This window comes from Streptomyces sp. CA-142005, assembly GCF_050942335.1.
Taxonomy (GTDB): domain Bacteria; phylum Actinomycetota; class Actinomycetes; order Streptomycetales; family Streptomycetaceae; genus Streptomyces.
Genome location: NZ_CP192078.1, coordinates 8953461 through 8969424, shown reverse-complemented (window position 1 = coordinate 8969424; position 15964 = coordinate 8953461). Strand labels below are relative to the sequence as shown.

Genomic DNA, 15964 nt, shown 5'->3' with positions numbered 1-15964 from the left:
CACCGGCCGCGCGTCACTTCAGCAGGCCCTTGTCCTTCAGATAGGCGCGGGCCACGTCGGCGGGCAGCCGGCGCCAGTTGTCGACCTGTTCGTTCATGGCGGCCAGGTCGCGTGTGGTGAGGACGTCGTCGAGCTTGCCCAGCGCCTTGGCCACGCCCGGTCCGCCGGCCCGGGACCGGTTGACCACAGGGACCACGTAGTCGGCGTTCTGCAGGTGTCTGTCGTCGGCGAGCGGGACCAGGCCGAAGGAGTCGAGGGTGGCGTCCGTGGTGGTGGTCAGCACCATCTGGTCCCGGCCCTCCTGCACGGCCCGCTTGGCCTGGGTGGTGCCGACGCCCTTGGGGTCGACGCCGGTGATGTCGATGCCGTACACCTTCTTCAACCCCGGTGCGCAGTAGGGACGTTGGACGCACTCGTCGCCGGCCGCGAGGCGCACCCGCAGCTTCGACGCGCCTAGGTCGCTGAGGGTCTTGAGACCATGTTGGCGGGCGTGGTCCGCGCGCACCGCGAAGGCGTTCTGGTCGACCGCGCGTCCTGGCGGGAGGACGGTGAGGCCGCGGGGCGTGGCGAGTCGGCGCAGGGCGGTCATCGTCCTGCCGAGGTCGGGTGAGCCGACGGGCGCGGCTCCGGCGCCGTGGGTCTTGGCGTTGAGCCAGTCGGCGAAGGTGGCCGCGTACTCGGGGACGATGTCGATCTGGCCGGATTCCAGGGCCGGTTCGTACAGCTCCCGGTTGTTGACGGTGAGCAGGGACGTCTTGTAGCCGGCCTGGTTCAGCAGCCGGGCGTACAGCTGGGCGAGCAGATCGCTCTCGGTGAAGCCGGCCGAGCCGATGGTCAGGTGGTGGCTGTCGCCGGGTGACGCGGTGACCTGGCCGCGGTCCTCCAGGGAAGGCCCGGTGGTGCAGGCGGTGATCGTGAGCAGTGTGACGGCTGTGCGGGCTGTTCTCATCGGCCACCCCGCGCCCACCGTGGTGCCAGCCGCTCGGCGATCTCGAAGACGCCCTCGACGACGAGCGCGAACACCGCGACGAGCAGGGCGCCCGCGACCACCTGGGGCGTACTGGCGAGGTTGAATCCGGCGGTGATGATCCGGCCGAGCCCGCCGCCGCCCGCGAGCGCGGCGATGGTGGCGGTGGCGACGAGCTGGACGGCGGCGATCCGCACCCCGTTCACGACCATCGGCAGCGCGAGGGGCAGCTCCACCCGCAGCAGCAGCTGCCGTCCGGTCATCCCCATGCCCCGGGCCGCCTGGACGACGTCACGGTCGACCTCGCGCATGCCGACGTAGGCGTTGGTGAGCAGGGGCGGGACGGCGAACAGCACCAGGGCGACCACGGTGGGCCCCTCTGCCCACCTGCCGACCGGGGTGAGGAGCAGCAGGACCAGGACGGCGAACGTGGGCACGGCCCGGCCGATGTTGGAGATGTTCACGGCGAGCGCGCCGCCCTTGCCGAGGTGGCCGAGGACCAGGGCGATGGGCAGCGCGATCAGACAGCTGAGGAGCAGGCAGACGGCGGTGAGCATCAGGTGCTGGAGCAGCCGGTGCCGGACGCCGTCGTCACCCGACCAGTGCGCGGGATCGGCGAGCCAGTGCCAGGCCGCGTCGAGCGTGCTCACGCACGGTCCTCCTTCACCCCGAGGACCCTTGGGCGCCGTCTCCCTCGTGCGGCGGGCGCGCGTGCCCGGCCCGCCCTGGTCCACGGCGTGATCAGCCACTGCACGCCCAGCAGGAACAGGTCGGCGGCGACGGCGATCAGCACGCAGAGCACGGACGCGGTGAGCACCTGGGCCTTGAAGTAGGTGTTCATGCCCGCGTAGATGAGGTTGCCGAGCCCGCCGAAGCCGATGATCGCGCCGACCGTGGCCAGGGAGACCGCCGAGACGGTGGCGATGCGCAGGCCGGCCATCGCGGCGGGCAGGGCGAGGGGCAGCTCCACGGTGAGCAGCAGGCGGACCGGGCCGTAGCCGAGACCGCGCGCGGCCTGCCGGGTCTCCTCGGGGACGGCGCGCAGGCCCGCGAGGATGTTCCGGACGAGCAGGGTCAGCGAGTACAGCACGAGTCCGGCGACGACGAGGGTGGCGGAGAGGCCGTACAGGGGCAGAAGCAGGGAGAACATGGCGAGCGACGGGATGGTGTAGAGGATCGTCGTCACGGCGAGCACCGGCCCGGCCGCCCAGCCCCAGCGGCGGGCCAGCACCGCGAGCGGCAGCGCGATGGCCAGCCCGATGAGGACCGACAGGACGGTCAGCTGGAGGTGCTGCGCGACCGCGTCGAGGAGGATCCGGCGGCGGGTGCTCAGATAGGCGCCGCAGATCCATTCGTTGCGCGCGAGGCAGTCGTCGGGGGACGCCACGAGTCTATTCGAGCGTGTGGGCATGCCGGCCGGCGCGTTGGGCTGGCCCGTACGGGTGTTTCGCTGAAAGTGCCGCGAGCGTTGTCGGTCATCTGCTGCAGCGTCGTGGTTGGTCGCGCGGTTCCCCGCGCCCCTTTGGGGCGCTAGTCCATGCCCGCCGCGTCCAGCAGCGCCGTCACCGTCGCCGTGGCGAGACCGTCGTCCAGGTGCTCGACCTTCGCGCCCGCGCGGGCGCTCGCGCCGTCGAAGACCAGCAGCAGTTGGCGGGCGAGCAACTCGGGGTCGCGGGCGCCGCCGCGCTCCGCCTCGGCGCGGAAGGCCTCGGCCAGCCGCTGCTTGACGCCCCGGGCGACCTCGGCCGCCCGGTGCTCGGGGTTCTTCAGCTCCACCAGGACGGCCAGATAGGGGCAGCCGTGGTAGTCGGCGGCCGCGGAGGCCCGCTCCAGCCGTTCGAAGACGTACAGGATCCGCTCGCGCGGGGTGGCGGTCTCCGCGTCGGGGTGTACGAGCTGGGCGTCGTACCACGGGATGCGCCGTTCCAGGCTCGCCGCCAGCATCGCGTCCTTGCTGTCGAAGAACTGGTACATCGACCGCTTGGAGACGCCCGCCTCCCGGCACAGCGCCTCGATGCCGACGGAGACGCCCTCGCGGTAGGAGAGCCGGGCGGCCGCGTCGAGCAGCCGGTCACGCGGGGACGCCTTGTCCGGCGGGGACACCTTGTCTGTGGAGGCCATGCGGCGAGGTTAACCTGAGGCGCGGACGAAGGGAAACCGATCGGTGTATATCGCTCGGCGTGGCCGCCGTCTCCGCCGAATCCACGTGACACAGGCACTGAACAAGCGCTTAGATAGGAGTCCGGACACCACTCCCGACCCGCCGGAGGCCCCGTTGTTCACGTCCGTCGACGACGTCTCCGCCCGCCTCGCCGAGACCGGCTACCTCGCCTCGCCCGCCGTTGCCACGACCGTCTTCCTCGCCGACCGGCTGGGCAAGCCGCTGCTGGTGGAGGGCCCCGCCGGGGTCGGCAAGACCGAGCTGGCCAAGGCCGTCGCCCAGGTCGCCGGAGCCCGGCTGGTCCGGCTCCAGTGCTACGAGGGCGTGGACGAGTCCCGGGCGCTGTACGAGTGGAACCACGCCAAGCAGCTGCTGCGGATCAGCGCGGGCCGCGACGAGAGCTGGGACGAGACCCGCACCGACATCTTCAGCGAGGAGTTCCTGCTCCCCCGCCCGCTGCTGACCGCCATCCGCGGGGACGAGCCGACGGTGCTGCTGATCGACGAGACCGACAAGGCCGACGTCGAGATGGAGGGGCTGCTGCTGGAGGTGCTCAGCGACTTCCAGATCACGGTCCCGGAGCTGGGCACGGTCACCGCGACCCGGCGCCCGTTCGTCGTCCTCACCTCCAACGCCGGCCGGGAGCTGTCCGAGGCGCTGCGCCGCCGCTGTCTGTTCCTGCACATCGGCTTCCCCGAGGAGGAGCTGGAGCGGCGGATCGTACGCCTGAAGGTGCGAGGCCTCGACGCGGCGCTGGCCGAGTCCGTGGTCCGGGTGGTCGGGGCGCTGCGCGCGATGGACCTGCGCAAGGCGCCGTCCGTCGCGGAGACCATCGACTGGGCGCGCACCCTGCTGGCGCTGGGCGCCGACACCCTGGACGAGACGGTCGTACGGGACAGCCTCGGAGTGATCCTCAAGCATCAGGACGACATCCAGAAGGCGGCGGCGAAGCTCGACCTGGACGCGCTGTGACACCCCTCGTGTCAACCGCACACCGCGTGCTCGGCCGATCCCCAGTAGACCCCGACGTAGTAGGCGCTCTCCGGCAGCGACACGTGTCTCCCCTTCGTGTCCAACAACGTTCACCCGGTGACGGAGCCGGCCCCCGGGTGGTCATTAACTGGCGCTCTGCGGCGCGTCCCCTTGTTGCCGGTCGACAGCTCCAGGAGAGCCGGGGGCGGCAGGGTCACAGGGGCCCTGTCGGAGCGACCGCGCCAGGCCGTCACCCCAGCTCTCACCGGACTTGCACGATCACCCTCCCAGGTGTCGCAGGAAAGAAGGTGCCCTGATGACCGCGGTCGCCGAGCGGATCACCGGGCTGGTCGGGGCGCTGCGCGCACACGGTGTGCGGATCGGCACCGGCGAGACCGTGGACGCGGCCCGGGCCGCGGAGGCGCTGGGGCTCGCCGACCGCGAACGACTGCGCGAGGGGCTGGCCGCGACACTGCTGCACGGCCCCGGTCAACGCGCCGTGTTCGACCCGGTCTTCGACCTGTATTTCCCGCGCGGGGTCGGCGGCCCGGACGGAGAATCCAGGGACCGCGAGGCGCTGCGCGACCGTCTGGCAGAGGCTCTGGCGGCGGACGACCGCGCCCTGATGGCCCGGTTGGCGGTGGACGCGGTCGACGCCCTCGGCGGCTACGGCAGTTCACCCGGCTCGGACGGCTGGTCCGCCTACCAGACGCTGGACCGGCTGCGTCCGCAGACCCTGCTGGCGCGGGTGCGGGCGGACGTCCGGGGCCGGGACGGCAGCGGGGCCGGCTTCGCCGACCGACTGCTGGACGACGAGATCCGGCACCGCATCGAGCAGTTCCGGCGGATGGTCGGAGCCGAGGCGCGGCGCAGGGTCGCCGAGCGGCGCGGGCGGGACGAGATCGCCCGGCGCGGCGTCGTACCGACCGCGGACCGGGTGGACTTCCTGTACGCGAACCGGAACCAACTGGCCGAGTTGCGCAGGGCTGTTCAGCCGCTCGCGCGCAAGCTGGCCACCCGGCTCGCCGCGCGCCGGCGCCGGGCCGCGCGCGGCACCGTCGACCTGCGCCGCACCCTGCGCTCCTCGCTGTCCACAGGCGGGGTGCCGATGCGGCCGGTGCTGCGCCGGCGCCGCCCTGTGCGCCCCGAACTGGTGCTGCTGTGCGATGTGTCCGGCTCGGTGTCCGGATTCTCGGACTTCACGATGCTGCTGGTGCAGGCGCTGCACGACCAGTTCAGCAAGGTCCGTGTGTTCGCCTTCGTCAACCGGCTCGACGAGGTGACCGGCCTGCTCGACCACGGCCGCGCCGACCCCGACGGGCTCGGCGCCCGCATCCACGCCGAGGCCACGCTCACCGGCTGGCACGGCAGCAGCGACTACGGCGTGGCACTCGGCGAGTTCACCGCGCGGTACGGCGACGCGGTCGGCCCGCGCACGACCATGTTCGTCCTCGGGGACGCCCGGACGAACATGAGCGACCCGAACCTGGCCGCCGTACGCGAGGTCGCCGGGCGGACCCGCCGCGTGTACTGGCTGAACCCCGAGCCGCGGGACCGGTGGGGCACCGGCGACTCGGCCGCGCCCGCGTACGCCGAACTGGTCGAGATGCACGAGTGCCGTACGGCCCGACAGCTCAGCGCGCTGATCGCCCGGCTGCTGCCGGTGTGATCGACTGGTGCCGAACGACCACGACCGGCATCGAAGGACGTACGCCATGGGCCCCTCCCGCGTTTCGCTCGGCACCTTCCCCACCCCCGTCGAACCGGCGCCCCGGCTCGGCGCGGCGCTCGGGCTCGGTCCCGAGGACCTGTGGATCAAGCGGGACGACCTGACCGGTCTGGGCGGCGGCGGAAACAAGATCCGCAAACTGGAGTGGACGGTCGGCGCGGCCCTCGCCGAGGGCGCGGACACGCTCGTGACCACGGGCGCCCCGCAGAGCAACCACGCCCGCCTGACCGCCGCCGCGGCCGCCCGGCTGGGCCTGTCCGCCGTCCTCGTCCTGCGCGGCGCACCGGGCGCCTCCCGGTCCGGAAACCTCGCGCTGGACGGCCTGTTCGGGGCGCGGATCGCCTGGGCGGGCGAGGTGGACCAAGCCGGACTCGACGCGGCGGCGGCCGAGGTGTGCGCGCGGCTGCGGGCGGGCGGTGCACGGCCCGCGCTCATCCCGTTCGGCGGATCCGGGGTGCCGGGCGCCCGGGGCTATGTGCGCTGCGGCGAGGAGCTGGACGAGCAGGTGCCCCGGCTGCGCACGGTGGTGGTCGCGCTCGGCTCGGGCGGCACCATGGCCGGCCTGGTCGCGGCCCTGGGCGCCGGCTCGGTGCTCGGCGTCGACGTGGGCGCGCTGGCCGACCCGGCCGCGGCGGTGGCGCGGTTCGCGGCGCCGCTCACCCCGGACGAGGTCACGTCCGATGGGCTGCGGGTGCGCCGGGACCAGGTGGGTGCCGGGTACGCGACGCTGACCGAGCCGGTGACCGAGGCGCTCCGGCTCGCCGCCCGCACCGAGGGCCTGGTCCTCGACCCCATCTACACCGGCCGGGCCCTCGCCGGGCTGCGGGCGGCCGTCCGCGACGGTGACGTCCGGCCGGGCGAGAAGACGGTGTTCGTCCACACCGGCGGCCTGCCCGGCCTGTTCGGGCACGCGGACGCGGTCGCCTTCGCGGAGGAGGGGGTGACGGTCTTCGAGGGGTGACGGCAGAGGACCGTACCGCGCCGGACACGCGACCGGGTCGCACGCCGTGCGGCCCGGTTCCCCACAGGGCAGACGGTAAGTCAGGCGGTACGACCACGGTCCGACGCGGAAGTGTGGCCCGTGCTCCGACGACGCGACATGGGCGGCGGAGGCATCGTCGCACCATGACCAACACCTCTTCCTCACCCACCGCACCGCAGTCCGACTTTCCGGGACGCTGGGTGGGCGGCGCGTCCCTCGTCGTGGGGCCCTCGCTGGTCCTCGCCGGTGTGCTGCTGCGTGCGCGCTTGGGCTTCTTCTTTCCCGAGCAACTGAGTGCGTACGAGCACCATCCGGACCTCATGACGGCGTCCTACAGCCTGGTTTCCGCGGGGTGGGTGCTGCTCTGCCCGGGCGTCGCGTTTCTCGCCGCCCGGATCGGGGCGCGCTTCCGCGAACTGGCTGTGTGGGGCGGCGTTCTCACGGTTCTGGGCTTGTTCGCCCGGGCGTTTCATGCGGGCGTGGACCATGCGGGCTTCCAGCTGGTGACCGCCCAGGGCGCGGCGTCGGCGACACGAACGGTGAGCGAAACCTATGGTGCGTTCCATGTCTTCAGCACGCTGAACGCCGCCATCATGGGCGGCTGGGTCCTGCTGGCCGTCGGCGCCTACCGGTCGCGGGTGCTCGGACCGCTGCGTGCGGCGGCCCTGGCCCTGGTGTCGGCGATGCCGCTGGGCGTGCTGAAGGGGACGACCGCATGGTCGGTCGCGGCTGCCGCGGGGCTGTGCGTGGCACTCGTCCCGCTGGGCGTGGCCGCATGGCGCAGCGGGCCGGCCCCGCGGCCGGCCTCGGTCGTCGTGAGGCTCGTGCTGGTCGGCGTGGTGGGCACCGCGATGTTCCTCTTCGGGCAGGCCGGATGAGCACTCGTCGGTATCGTCGTGCGATGCACTCAGTGCGGTGGCGCCCGCGGACGGGGACGCATCTGCTGGTACTCGACGCCTGCGTGGCGGGCGTCGTGACGGCCGCGTACGCGGCGCTGGCCGGGCCGGGCGCGTCCGACGGCCTGCCCCGGTTCTCCGGCCCGGTGTGGGTGGGCTGGCTGGTGGCCGTGTGTGTGGGAGTGCCGCCGGCCGTCCGCCGCCTGTGGCCCCTGCCCGCTCTCACCGTGGTCCTGGGCGCCACGGCAGCGGCGACGCTGCTCGACATCACCCGCGACCCCTACGTCTCCACCGCCCTGGTCCTCTATACGGTCGCGCTCCTCGTACCGGCCGGCCGGGCCGCGGCGGCTCTGGTCCTGACCCTGGCCGTCTCGGCGGCCTCGGTCGTCACCGGGGAAGCGGTCGTGACCCCGTCCGGCCCGTGGCCGGAAGCCGTCGGAACCGCGGCGTTCGTCTGGCTGGTGACCGGCGCCGCGTGGGCCGCGGGTCGTGCCGTACGTGAACGGCGGGCCCGAGTGGCACGGCGGGACCGGCGTCTGGCCGAGGAGGCGCTGGTCGAGGAACGCCTGCGCATCGCCCGGGAGTTGCACGACATCGTCTCGCACAGTCTCAGCGTGATCGTCGTCAAGGCCGCGGTCGCCAATCACGTGGCCGAGGAGCGCCCCGAGGAGACGCGCGACGCCATCCAGGCGATCGAGCGCACCGGCCGGGAGGCACTCACCGAGATGCGGCGCGCGCTGGGGGTGCTGCGCGGCGACACGGCCGGACAGCACACCCAAAATGCCGGCTCCGCGGAGATGGCACCCCCGCCCGGACTGGACGACCTGCCCTCTCTCGTCCGGCGCGCCGAGCAGGCGGGCATCCGTACCAGGCTGCACACGCGGCTGACGACCGGCCTCCCCCAGGGGACGGCACTGACCGTCTACCGGATCGTGCAGGAGGCGCTGACCAACGTGGTCAAGCACGCCGGCGACGGAACACGGTGCAAGGTCACCATCACCGCGGACCCGCGAGGAGACGTGCACATCGAGGTGGTGGACGACGGAGCAGGCACCACCGTCGTACCCGACCGGGCGGAACTCGGGGGCGGCCACGGACTCGTGGGAATGCGGGAACGCGTGATGATGTACGGGGGGACGCTGGAGGCCGGCCCGCGGCCCGGCGGCGGGTTCACCGTGTCGGCCCGTCTCCCCGCCGAACCCGCGCACGGCACCGCACCGGGCCGAAGGGAGACGACCGCGTGAGCGAACCGATCCGGGTACTCGTCGCCGACGACCAGTCCCTGCTCCGAGGCAGCTTCCGGGTGCTCATCGACACAGCACCCGGGCTCGGCACGGTGGGCGAGGCCGCCACCGGCGCCGAAGCCGTCGAGAGCGCGCGGCGCCTGCGTCCGGACGTGGTGCTCATGGACATCCGGATGCCCGGCATGGACGGGATCGAGGCGACACGGCACATAGCCCGATGTCCCGAGACGGAACACACACGCGTCCTCATCCTCACGACCTTCGACCTCGACGAGTACGTGTACGGCGCGCTGCGGGCAGGAGCGGCGGGGTTCCTCCTCAAGGACACCTCGCCCGAGGCCCTGCTGACCGGCATCCGCACCGTCGCCGCCGGAGAGTCCCTCCTCGCCCCCTCGGTGACCCGGCGCCTGATCGCCGAGTTCGCTCGTCTTCCCGCCGCGCACCCGGTGCCCCGCTCCTCGCTGGACGACCTCACGGACCGCGAGCGAGAGGTTCTGCTTCTCGTGGCCCGCGGCCTGTCCAACACCGACATCGCCGAGTACCTCCACATCAGCCACGGCACCGTCAAGACCTACATCGGCCGGCTTCTGAGCAAGCTGGGGGCACGCGATCGGGCGCAACTGGTGATCAGCGCCTACGAATCAGGGCTCGTCACCGCGACCAGCACGTCCGAGCGCCGTGTCCGGCCCGGCAGCGCCTGAAGCCGCTGCCGCCCCAGCGAAGGCGCAGGTACCACCACTCCGCGATCGGCAACTCATCTCGCTCGGGGAGGCAGCCGACCGTAGGCTGACGGACCACACGTCCCAGCCGATCACCCGAAGGTGACCATGTACGCGACCTCCCTCGGTGCCGACGGCGCCCAGCTGTGCCCCCTCCAGCCGTGGCAGGCCGAGGAGTTCCTCGCCCATGTGGACCGCGGCCGGGAGTTCATCGGACGGTTCAACGGTCTGCCGGACGTGGTCACGGACGCGGCGTCCGCCCGGGAGTTCCTGACGGCGTACGCCGGGAAGGAGGCGGCCGACGCGGGCCTCATCCGGGGGATCCGGCTCGACGGCACGCTGGTCGGAGCGGTGATCCTGCGCCGGATGGACGTCACGCGGGGAACGGCGGAGGCGGGCTGCTGGCTGGAACCGGCGGCGGTGGGTCGGGGGTTGGTGACCCGGGCGGCGCGTCTGCTCATCGACTGGGCGATCCGGGAGCGGGACATCCACCGGGTGGAGTGGTGGGTGTCGGCGGGGAACGCACCCAGCATCGCGGTCGCCCGGCGGCTCGGCATGAGCAAGGAGGCCGTCCTCCGGGAGAGTCACCTGTACCGGGGCGAGCGGCACGACGAGGAGATCTGGTCGGTGCTGGCGTCGGATTGGGTGACTCCTCCCCCTCACAAATGAGGGGGCTTCTCGCCATTCCCGTGCGGCTTCGCGACGGGCCGGCCCGGCCCCCGTGGAACGTTCAGGGCGCCCACCGTGTCCGCGTGCACGTGGTGGCCGCACGCCCGACAGTGGAACCCCTCCGGGCGGGCCGGTCCTCCTTGGCGGTGTGCCCGCAGCGGCGCGCGGAAAATTGGTCGGTCGTCGCCTGCAACCTCGGCCGGGGTCGGACGTCTGTCGGGGTGGAGGCCTCCACTTCGACCAGCTGTCCGACCCCGAACCACCGAAGGAACCCATGTCCGCACACCGTGCATTCCGACCCGGCCCTGCCCGTAGGCTGCGCGCCGCCCTGGGGGTCTCCGCCGTAGGCGCGGCCCTGGCCGTCGCCGGCACCATGACCGCCCAGGCGGCCCAGGACGGCAACCACGCGACCCCGTCCCCGGTGCCCTCGCCAGTCCGCACAGCGACCCCCTCCCCGGTGCCGTCGCCGGTCCGCACCGCGACCCCGTCGCCCGCACCGGCCACTCCGACTCCGGTACCGGCACCGACGCGGGCCACCCCCAGCCCCGTACCGTCGGCCCCCACCCATGCCACCCCGAGCCCCGTCCCGGCACCGGCGCGGCCCGGGCACGGTCCGCACCACGGACTCGCCGCACCGGCGCCGGTTCCGCCGCACCGCTGAGCAACACCACCTGAACAGGGTCCGGAAGTGGCCGTCGCTCGGCGGCGCCCGCTTCCGGCTCCGGGAGACCCATGACGACAGCCACACCACCGGCGGCGGCCCTGCCCTGGGACCGGGCGCCCGGCAGCACTCGACGCCCCACGCCCTGGCGGCGGTTCACGCAGGCATGGCGCACGCGCGTCCTCACCCGTGCCCGTACGGACATGCCCAGCGACGCGGCTCCCGGCGCGGACGCCACTCACACCGGCGCCGTCCGAGCGATCGCCCTCCCCGGCGCCGAACAGCCGCCGGGAATCGAGGAGTTGTATCACCATCGCCGCCTCGCCCTCGTCCGGCTCGCGGTGCTGCTGGTGGACGATGTGCCCACCGCCGAGGACGTCGTGCAGGACGCCTTCACCGCGCTCTTCCGCCGGCACGGTCACCGGCTCGCCTCGCTCGACGACCCGGAGGCGTACCTGAGGACCAGCGTCGTCAACGCGGCCCGCTCGGTGCTGCGCCGCCGCAGGACCGTACGGGCGCACTCCCCCGCTCCCGAGCAGCACGTGCCCGCCCCGGAGGAGGACGTGCTGCTGCACGAGGACCACCGGGAGGTGCTGGCGGCGCTGCGCACGCTGACCCGGCGGCAGCGGGAGGTGCTGGTGCTGCGCTATTGGTCGCATCTGAGCGAGGCCGAGATCGCGGCGACGCTCGGCCTGTCGCGCGGTGCGGTCAAGTCCACGGCCAGCCGGGCCCTGGACGCCCTCGGCCGACGTCTGGAGGTGCTGCGGTGAACGACTCCGGCACCAAGACCGCGCAGCCGCCGGTCGAGGAGCGGCTGCGGGCCGCGCTCGCCGCGCGGGCGCAGTCCGTCGGCCCTTCCGACCTGCGGCCGCTGCGCCCGCCGACGGCGGCGGTGCGGCCCGGCCGGGTGCTGCTGCGCCGGGTGGTGGTGGGCGCGCTGGCACTGGCCGCCGCGGTCGCGCTGGTGTTCTTCACGGTGCGCGGCGGTCAGTCCGGTCCGACCGAGCCGGCCCGTTCTCCGCATCCGACGACCGGCACGCCGTCCCCCGTTCCGAGTGCGGTGACCCCGTCCACGGCCGAGCCGTCGCCGAGCGCGCCGCACCCGTGAACCGACAGGCCCCGACTACGCCCCGGGGTGCGCGAGTTCGATGTCGTGGTTGTCGACGTCCGCGCCGGCGACGGTCACCCCGGCGGCCCGGGGCGCGTAGCCGGCCGCGATGACGGTGTACGGGCCGCCGTCCAGGCCGGAGAAGGCGTACGCCCCGTCGTCGCCGGTGGTGACCGTCGCGACGACATTGCCCGCGGCGTCCAGCAGGGTCACCCGGGCGTCGCCGAGCGGCCCGCCCGCCGTGCGTACGGTGCCGCGCACCTGGGCGCCCGGCCGCAGTTCGGCCTCGACACGGGTGACTCCGGTGCCGTCGATCTCCACGGGCAGGGCGAGCGGCCGGTGCTTGGGAGAGCTGACGGCGAGGGTGACCGTGCCAGGTACGAGACCGGTGAGGGTGAACTCGCCCAGCCCGTCGGTCCGTGCCGTCGCCAGCACCTCCCCGCGCGCATCGGTGACGACCACCACGGCCCCGGCGACCGGTGCTCCGCCGTCCGCGGCCCGCACCACGCCGGCCAGCCCTGCGGTGCCGCCGAGCAGCAGGTCGTACGAGACCGGATGCGCGCCGACGACGACGGTGGCGGCCTGTGGGCGGCGACCGTGGGCGGAGGCGACGAGGACGTACGTCCCCTCCCCCGGCGCGTCGACGGCGTAGCCGCCGTCGTCCCGGGCGACGGCCCGGCCGAGTTGCCGTCCGCCGAGTGAGACCAGGGTGACGGCGGCCCGGCCGACTCCGGCACTGTCGGCCCCGCGCACCTGCCCGTGCACCCGGGTCCCGCCGAAGCCGGTGCCGACGGTCGTCCCGACCGGCGCCGCACCGCCGGCCGGTTCCCCGCCAACTCCGGTCGCCACCTCCACCGTCTCCCCCGTGTCCACCGCGACTCCCGCCTCCGGCTGCGTGTCCGCGTCCGTGCCCGTGCGCAGCGCGGCCGCACGGACCCCCGCCGCCGCCCGGCGCGGGATGAACTGCAGCAGCGAGACCACGATCCCGCCGAGGGCCAGCACCGCGACGAAGACGTTCGTCCGCGGTACGGCGGACTCCCCCGCCCGGTCGGGCCGGGGATGCGCATGGGACATGGTCGGGCCTCCATCGGGACGACGCGGTCTGCGTACTCCCTCGAAGGTAAGTCAGTCGATTGACTTAACCTAGGAAAATGCGGGTTTCCGCACTCACCGGTACGCCGCCCACACCGCTAAGTTGGGCGCCATGAGCAACCTTGACCGCTCGCCGGTGCCCAGCGTCTGCGGCGGCCGCGGATTCGTCGTGGCCGAGCCCGTCCGCGAGCTGCTGAGCCCCCGTCAGGTGAAGCTGGGCGAGTCGACCGAGGTGCGCCGGCTGCTGCCGAACCTCGGCCGTCGCATGATCGGCGCGTGGGCCTTCGTCGACCACTACGGGCCGGACGACATCGCCGACGAGCCCGGCATGCAGGTGCCGCCGCATCCGCACATCGGTCTGCAGACGGTCAGCTGGCTGCACGAGGGCGAGGTGCTGCACCGCGACTCGACGGGCAGCCTGCAGACGATCCGGCCCAGGCAGCTGGGCCTGATGACCTCGGGCCGCGGGATCAGCCACTCCGAGGAGAGCCCCCGCCCGCACGCCCGCTTCCTGCACGGCGCACAGCTCTGGGTCGCCCTGCCCGACCAACACCGCGACACCGACCCGGAGTTCGAGTACCACCCGGACCTGCCCACGGTCACCGCGCCCGGCCTGACCGCCACGGTGCTCCTCGGCGACCTGGACGGCTCCGCCTCGCCGGGTACGACGTACACCCCGATCATCGGCGCCGATCTCGCCCTCACCCGCGGCGCCGACGTACGGCTGCCCCTGGAGCCTGACTTCGAGTACGGCGTCCTGGCCATGTCCGGCGAGGTCCACGTGGACGGCGTCCCTGTGCTCCCCGGCTCCCTCCTCTACCTCGGCTGCGGCCGCTCCGAACTCCCGCTGCGCGCCGAGTCGAACGCCGGAATCATGCTGCTGGGCGGCGAGCCGTTCGCGGAGGAGCTGCTCATGTGGTGGAACTTCGTCGGCCGGTCTCAGGCGGAGATCGAACAGGCCCGCGAGGACTGGATGAAGGGGACCCGCTTCGGCGAGGTGAAGGGCTACGACGGGGCCCCGCTGGCCGCGCCGGAACTGCCGCCGGTGCCGTTGAAGCCGCGAGGAAGAGTCCGCTGAACCGGCGCGTTACACCCAGGGAGCCTCGCCGATCACAACACAGGCGACTGGCTCCCGGAGATGCCGGCGCCGCGAGCGGTACCGTGCCCACCCCCCGACCGGTCCGACGGACAGTGGGCGCTGATTGAGCCGGTGATCGCCGCGTAGAGGGCCGCGCAACCCTCGGTCAGCGGTCACCAGGACCGGTACGAGATAGCGCGCGAGCGTCGGGGACCCCGCGTTCTTCGCGATCCTGAAGGGGTGGCCGAAGGAGCACTCGTACGGAAATGCTCCGGTGGCCGACTTCGAGGAGTACGCCGACGAGTCTCCTGCAGTTCCCGCGATGGCCTCGGACAGCGCACCCACAGCCGCGTCGACTTCGCCCTGCCGGATGTATGCGAGCGTAAGGTTCCCGAGTACGATCGCGCGCGACTTTCGGTGATCTTGCAGTTCGGCGGCGGTGGTCTCCAGCAGATCCTGGGCGCATCGGTGCTGGCCAAGGGACAGGTGGCAGGACCCGGCCAGCCGACCGAACTGGGTCGATGACACCAAGTCCGCGGCATCGTCGATTCGATTCGTCTGCTCCAGTTGCCGCTGGGCATCGGCCAGAGCTCGCTCACAGGCCTTCGCCTCGCCGAGCATGGCGTGTGCCTCACCAGCGTGAAGCAGTGCCAGACCAGTGACAGCCGGGCTGCTCGTCCAGGCCGTATCCGCAGCCTGACGGGCCAAGTCCAGGCCGGTGCGCGGGTCATGGGCGCCGTGGACAGCGACGTAGCAGGTTCTCCGGAGAGCGCGGCCTTCGAGTGTGTGATCGCGCAGGTGGCGAGCAACCCGAACGCTCTCGTCGTAGTAGTCGCGTGTGGTCGCGTGGTCCCGGCGCTGTGAGGCGTCCCAGACGAGTTGGCCCATGAACATGAGGGCGTCTGCCCGGAGTGTCAGGAGTTCTCGGCCGGCTCTCCCCTGCGGAGCGCTGCGAGCCAGGTAGGAGATCAGACTGAGCTGCTGACCGCCCTTGGCCGGATCCGCGTTGGTGGGGTGGGGCAGCGCAGCCTCACGAACCGCCCGACTGCCGGTTTCTCGTTCGCTCTCATTGCTCAGGAGATCGACGATTGCATCGACTGTGACGAGAAGTGCCCCAGCGAGTCGCGGGGGCGCATCCATGGCTGCGGGGAAGCTATACCCGTCTCCCAGCGGACGACCGTAGAGCGGTCAACGCCGAGTTTCTCGGCCAAGTCCTCCTGTGTGAGGCCGACGGCTCGCCGTCCGTCGGCAAGCCACTGCCCACCTGGCGGCGGACCGACGCCTGGTTCAACCCGCACGTGGGCACCCCGCCGGCCGACGAACTGCACCACTTCGTGATCGACACCAGCCGCAACGGCCGGGGCGCCTGGACCCCACCGCAGGGCAAGTACAACGGCGACCCGGAGACCTGGTGCAACGCACCCGGCCGCGGTCTCGGCCCACGCCCCACCGCCGACACCGGCGGCACGATCGACCCCGAATACGGCATCGTCGACCCGCCCGCCGGCGCCTGGTGGACCGACCAGGCCCACGCACTGGCCCGCAACGCGGTACCGCGCCTGACGTTCAACCGCTGAACCGGTCGTGCCGGCCGCATACGGGATCGCGGCGGGTGAACGGAGGGACGGGGCGGGCTGCGGCCGAGCTGCCGACGTGGGGACTCGGCGGCGAGGTGGTGCGAGCCGA

At 72.9% G+C, this 15964-nt stretch carries 18 protein-coding genes; 11 read left to right on the top strand and 7 right to left on the bottom strand.

Going from position 1 to position 15964, the window contains the following annotated elements; all coding sequences use genetic code 11:
• Positions 1-13 precede the first annotated feature (13 nt).
• The 4 genes from ACQPXS_RS41360 to ACQPXS_RS41345 all read right to left on the bottom strand — a co-directional run bounded on the left by ACQPXS_RS41360 (position 14) and on the right by ACQPXS_RS41345 (position 3088).
• Positions 14-949, bottom strand: a complete 936-nt coding sequence (locus tag ACQPXS_RS41360; RefSeq protein ID WP_433454656.1) for an ABC transporter substrate-binding protein — start codon at positions 947-949, stop codon at positions 14-16.
• On the bottom strand, positions 946-1617 hold the full coding sequence (locus tag ACQPXS_RS41355; RefSeq protein WP_433454655.1) for an ABC transporter permease: 672 nt from the start codon (positions 1615-1617) through the stop codon (positions 946-948). The genes ACQPXS_RS41360 and ACQPXS_RS41355 overlap by 4 nt, the downstream gene beginning before the upstream one ends.
• Positions 1614-2378 carry an ABC transporter permease gene (locus ACQPXS_RS41350; RefSeq protein ID WP_433454654.1) on the bottom strand — a complete coding sequence of 255 codons (765 nt, stop codon included), beginning with the start codon at positions 2376-2378 and terminating at the stop codon, positions 1614-1616. Before ACQPXS_RS41350 ends, ACQPXS_RS41355 begins: the two co-directional genes overlap by 4 nt.
• Positions 2379-2497: 119 nt before the next feature.
• Positions 2498-3088, bottom strand: coding sequence for a TetR/AcrR family transcriptional regulator (locus ACQPXS_RS41345; protein WP_433454653.1), 591 nt, complete (start codon positions 3086-3088; stop codon positions 2498-2500).
• Positions 3089-3242: 154 nt separating this feature from the next.
• On the opposite strand from ACQPXS_RS41345, the gene ACQPXS_RS41340 reads away from it, so the two are divergent.
• From ACQPXS_RS41340 to ACQPXS_RS41300, 9 genes are all read left to right on the top strand, one after another.
• Positions 3243-4100 carry an AAA family ATPase gene (locus tag ACQPXS_RS41340; RefSeq protein ID WP_433454652.1) on the top strand — a complete coding sequence of 286 codons (858 nt, stop codon included), beginning with the start codon at positions 3243-3245 and terminating at the stop codon, positions 4098-4100.
• A gap of 316 nt (positions 4101-4416) precedes the next feature.
• Entirely contained in the window at positions 4417-5769 is a 1353-nt protein-coding gene (locus ACQPXS_RS41335; protein ID WP_433454651.1) for a VWA domain-containing protein, read from the top strand.
• Between the two features lie 46 nt (positions 5770-5815).
• The gene (locus ACQPXS_RS41330; protein ID WP_433454650.1) at positions 5816-6790 is read left to right on the top strand and encodes a pyridoxal-phosphate dependent enzyme; all 975 of its coding nucleotides are present in this window, start codon (positions 5816-5818) and stop codon (positions 6788-6790) included.
• A 164-nt stretch (positions 6791-6954) separates the two neighbouring features.
• A complete protein-coding gene (locus ACQPXS_RS41325; RefSeq protein ID WP_433454649.1) occupies positions 6955-7689 on the top strand; it encodes a hypothetical protein in 735 nt (244 codons plus the stop codon).
• Between the two features lie 23 nt (positions 7690-7712).
• Positions 7713-8951, top strand: coding sequence for a sensor histidine kinase (locus ACQPXS_RS41320; protein WP_433454648.1), 1239 nt, complete (start codon positions 7713-7715; stop codon positions 8949-8951).
• A complete protein-coding gene (locus tag ACQPXS_RS41315) occupies positions 8948-9652 on the top strand; it encodes a response regulator (RefSeq protein ID WP_433454647.1) in 705 nt (234 codons plus the stop codon). Before ACQPXS_RS41320 ends, ACQPXS_RS41315 begins: the two co-directional genes overlap by 4 nt.
• 126 nt (positions 9653-9778) lie before the next feature.
• On the top strand, positions 9779-10339 hold the full coding sequence (locus ACQPXS_RS41310) for a GNAT family N-acetyltransferase (RefSeq protein WP_433454646.1): 561 nt from the start codon (positions 9779-9781) through the stop codon (positions 10337-10339).
• 732 nt (positions 10340-11071) lie between these two features.
• On the top strand, positions 11072-11770 hold the full coding sequence (locus tag ACQPXS_RS41305) for an RNA polymerase sigma factor (protein WP_433454645.1): 699 nt from the start codon (positions 11072-11074) through the stop codon (positions 11768-11770).
• On the top strand, positions 11767-12108 hold the full coding sequence (locus tag ACQPXS_RS41300; RefSeq protein ID WP_433454644.1) for a hypothetical protein: 342 nt from the start codon (positions 11767-11769) through the stop codon (positions 12106-12108). The genes ACQPXS_RS41305 and ACQPXS_RS41300 overlap by 4 nt, the downstream gene beginning before the upstream one ends.
• A gap of 15 nt (positions 12109-12123) precedes the next feature.
• Here ACQPXS_RS41300 and ACQPXS_RS41295 read toward each other — a convergent pair whose 3' ends face one another.
• Entirely contained in the window at positions 12124-13182 is a 1059-nt protein-coding gene (locus ACQPXS_RS41295; protein WP_433454643.1) for an MSCRAMM family protein, read from the bottom strand.
• 130 nt (positions 13183-13312) lie between these two features.
• Between ACQPXS_RS41295 and ACQPXS_RS41290 the strand changes: the two genes are divergently transcribed.
• Positions 13313-14278 (top strand): pirin family protein, encoded by a 966-nt coding sequence (locus tag ACQPXS_RS41290; RefSeq protein ID WP_433454642.1) that lies wholly within the window; start codon positions 13313-13315, stop codon positions 14276-14278.
• A 9-nt stretch (positions 14279-14287) separates the two neighbouring features.
• Here the strand turns inward: ACQPXS_RS41290 and ACQPXS_RS41285 are convergent, their stop codons facing one another.
• Both ACQPXS_RS41285 and ACQPXS_RS41280 read right to left on the bottom strand, forming a co-directional pair.
• Positions 14288-15418, bottom strand: coding sequence for a hypothetical protein (locus ACQPXS_RS41285; protein WP_433454641.1), 1131 nt, complete (start codon positions 15416-15418; stop codon positions 14288-14290).
• Positions 15352-15576, bottom strand: a complete 225-nt coding sequence (locus ACQPXS_RS41280; RefSeq protein ID WP_433454640.1) for a helix-turn-helix transcriptional regulator — start codon at positions 15574-15576, stop codon at positions 15352-15354. The genes ACQPXS_RS41285 and ACQPXS_RS41280 overlap by 67 nt, the downstream gene beginning before the upstream one ends.
• Between ACQPXS_RS41280 and ACQPXS_RS41275 the strand changes: the two genes are divergently transcribed.
• Positions 15577-15855, top strand: a complete 279-nt coding sequence (locus tag ACQPXS_RS41275) for a glycoside hydrolase family 6 protein (RefSeq protein ID WP_433454639.1) — start codon at positions 15577-15579, stop codon at positions 15853-15855.
• The last annotated feature ends 109 nt before the right edge of the window (positions 15856-15964 follow it).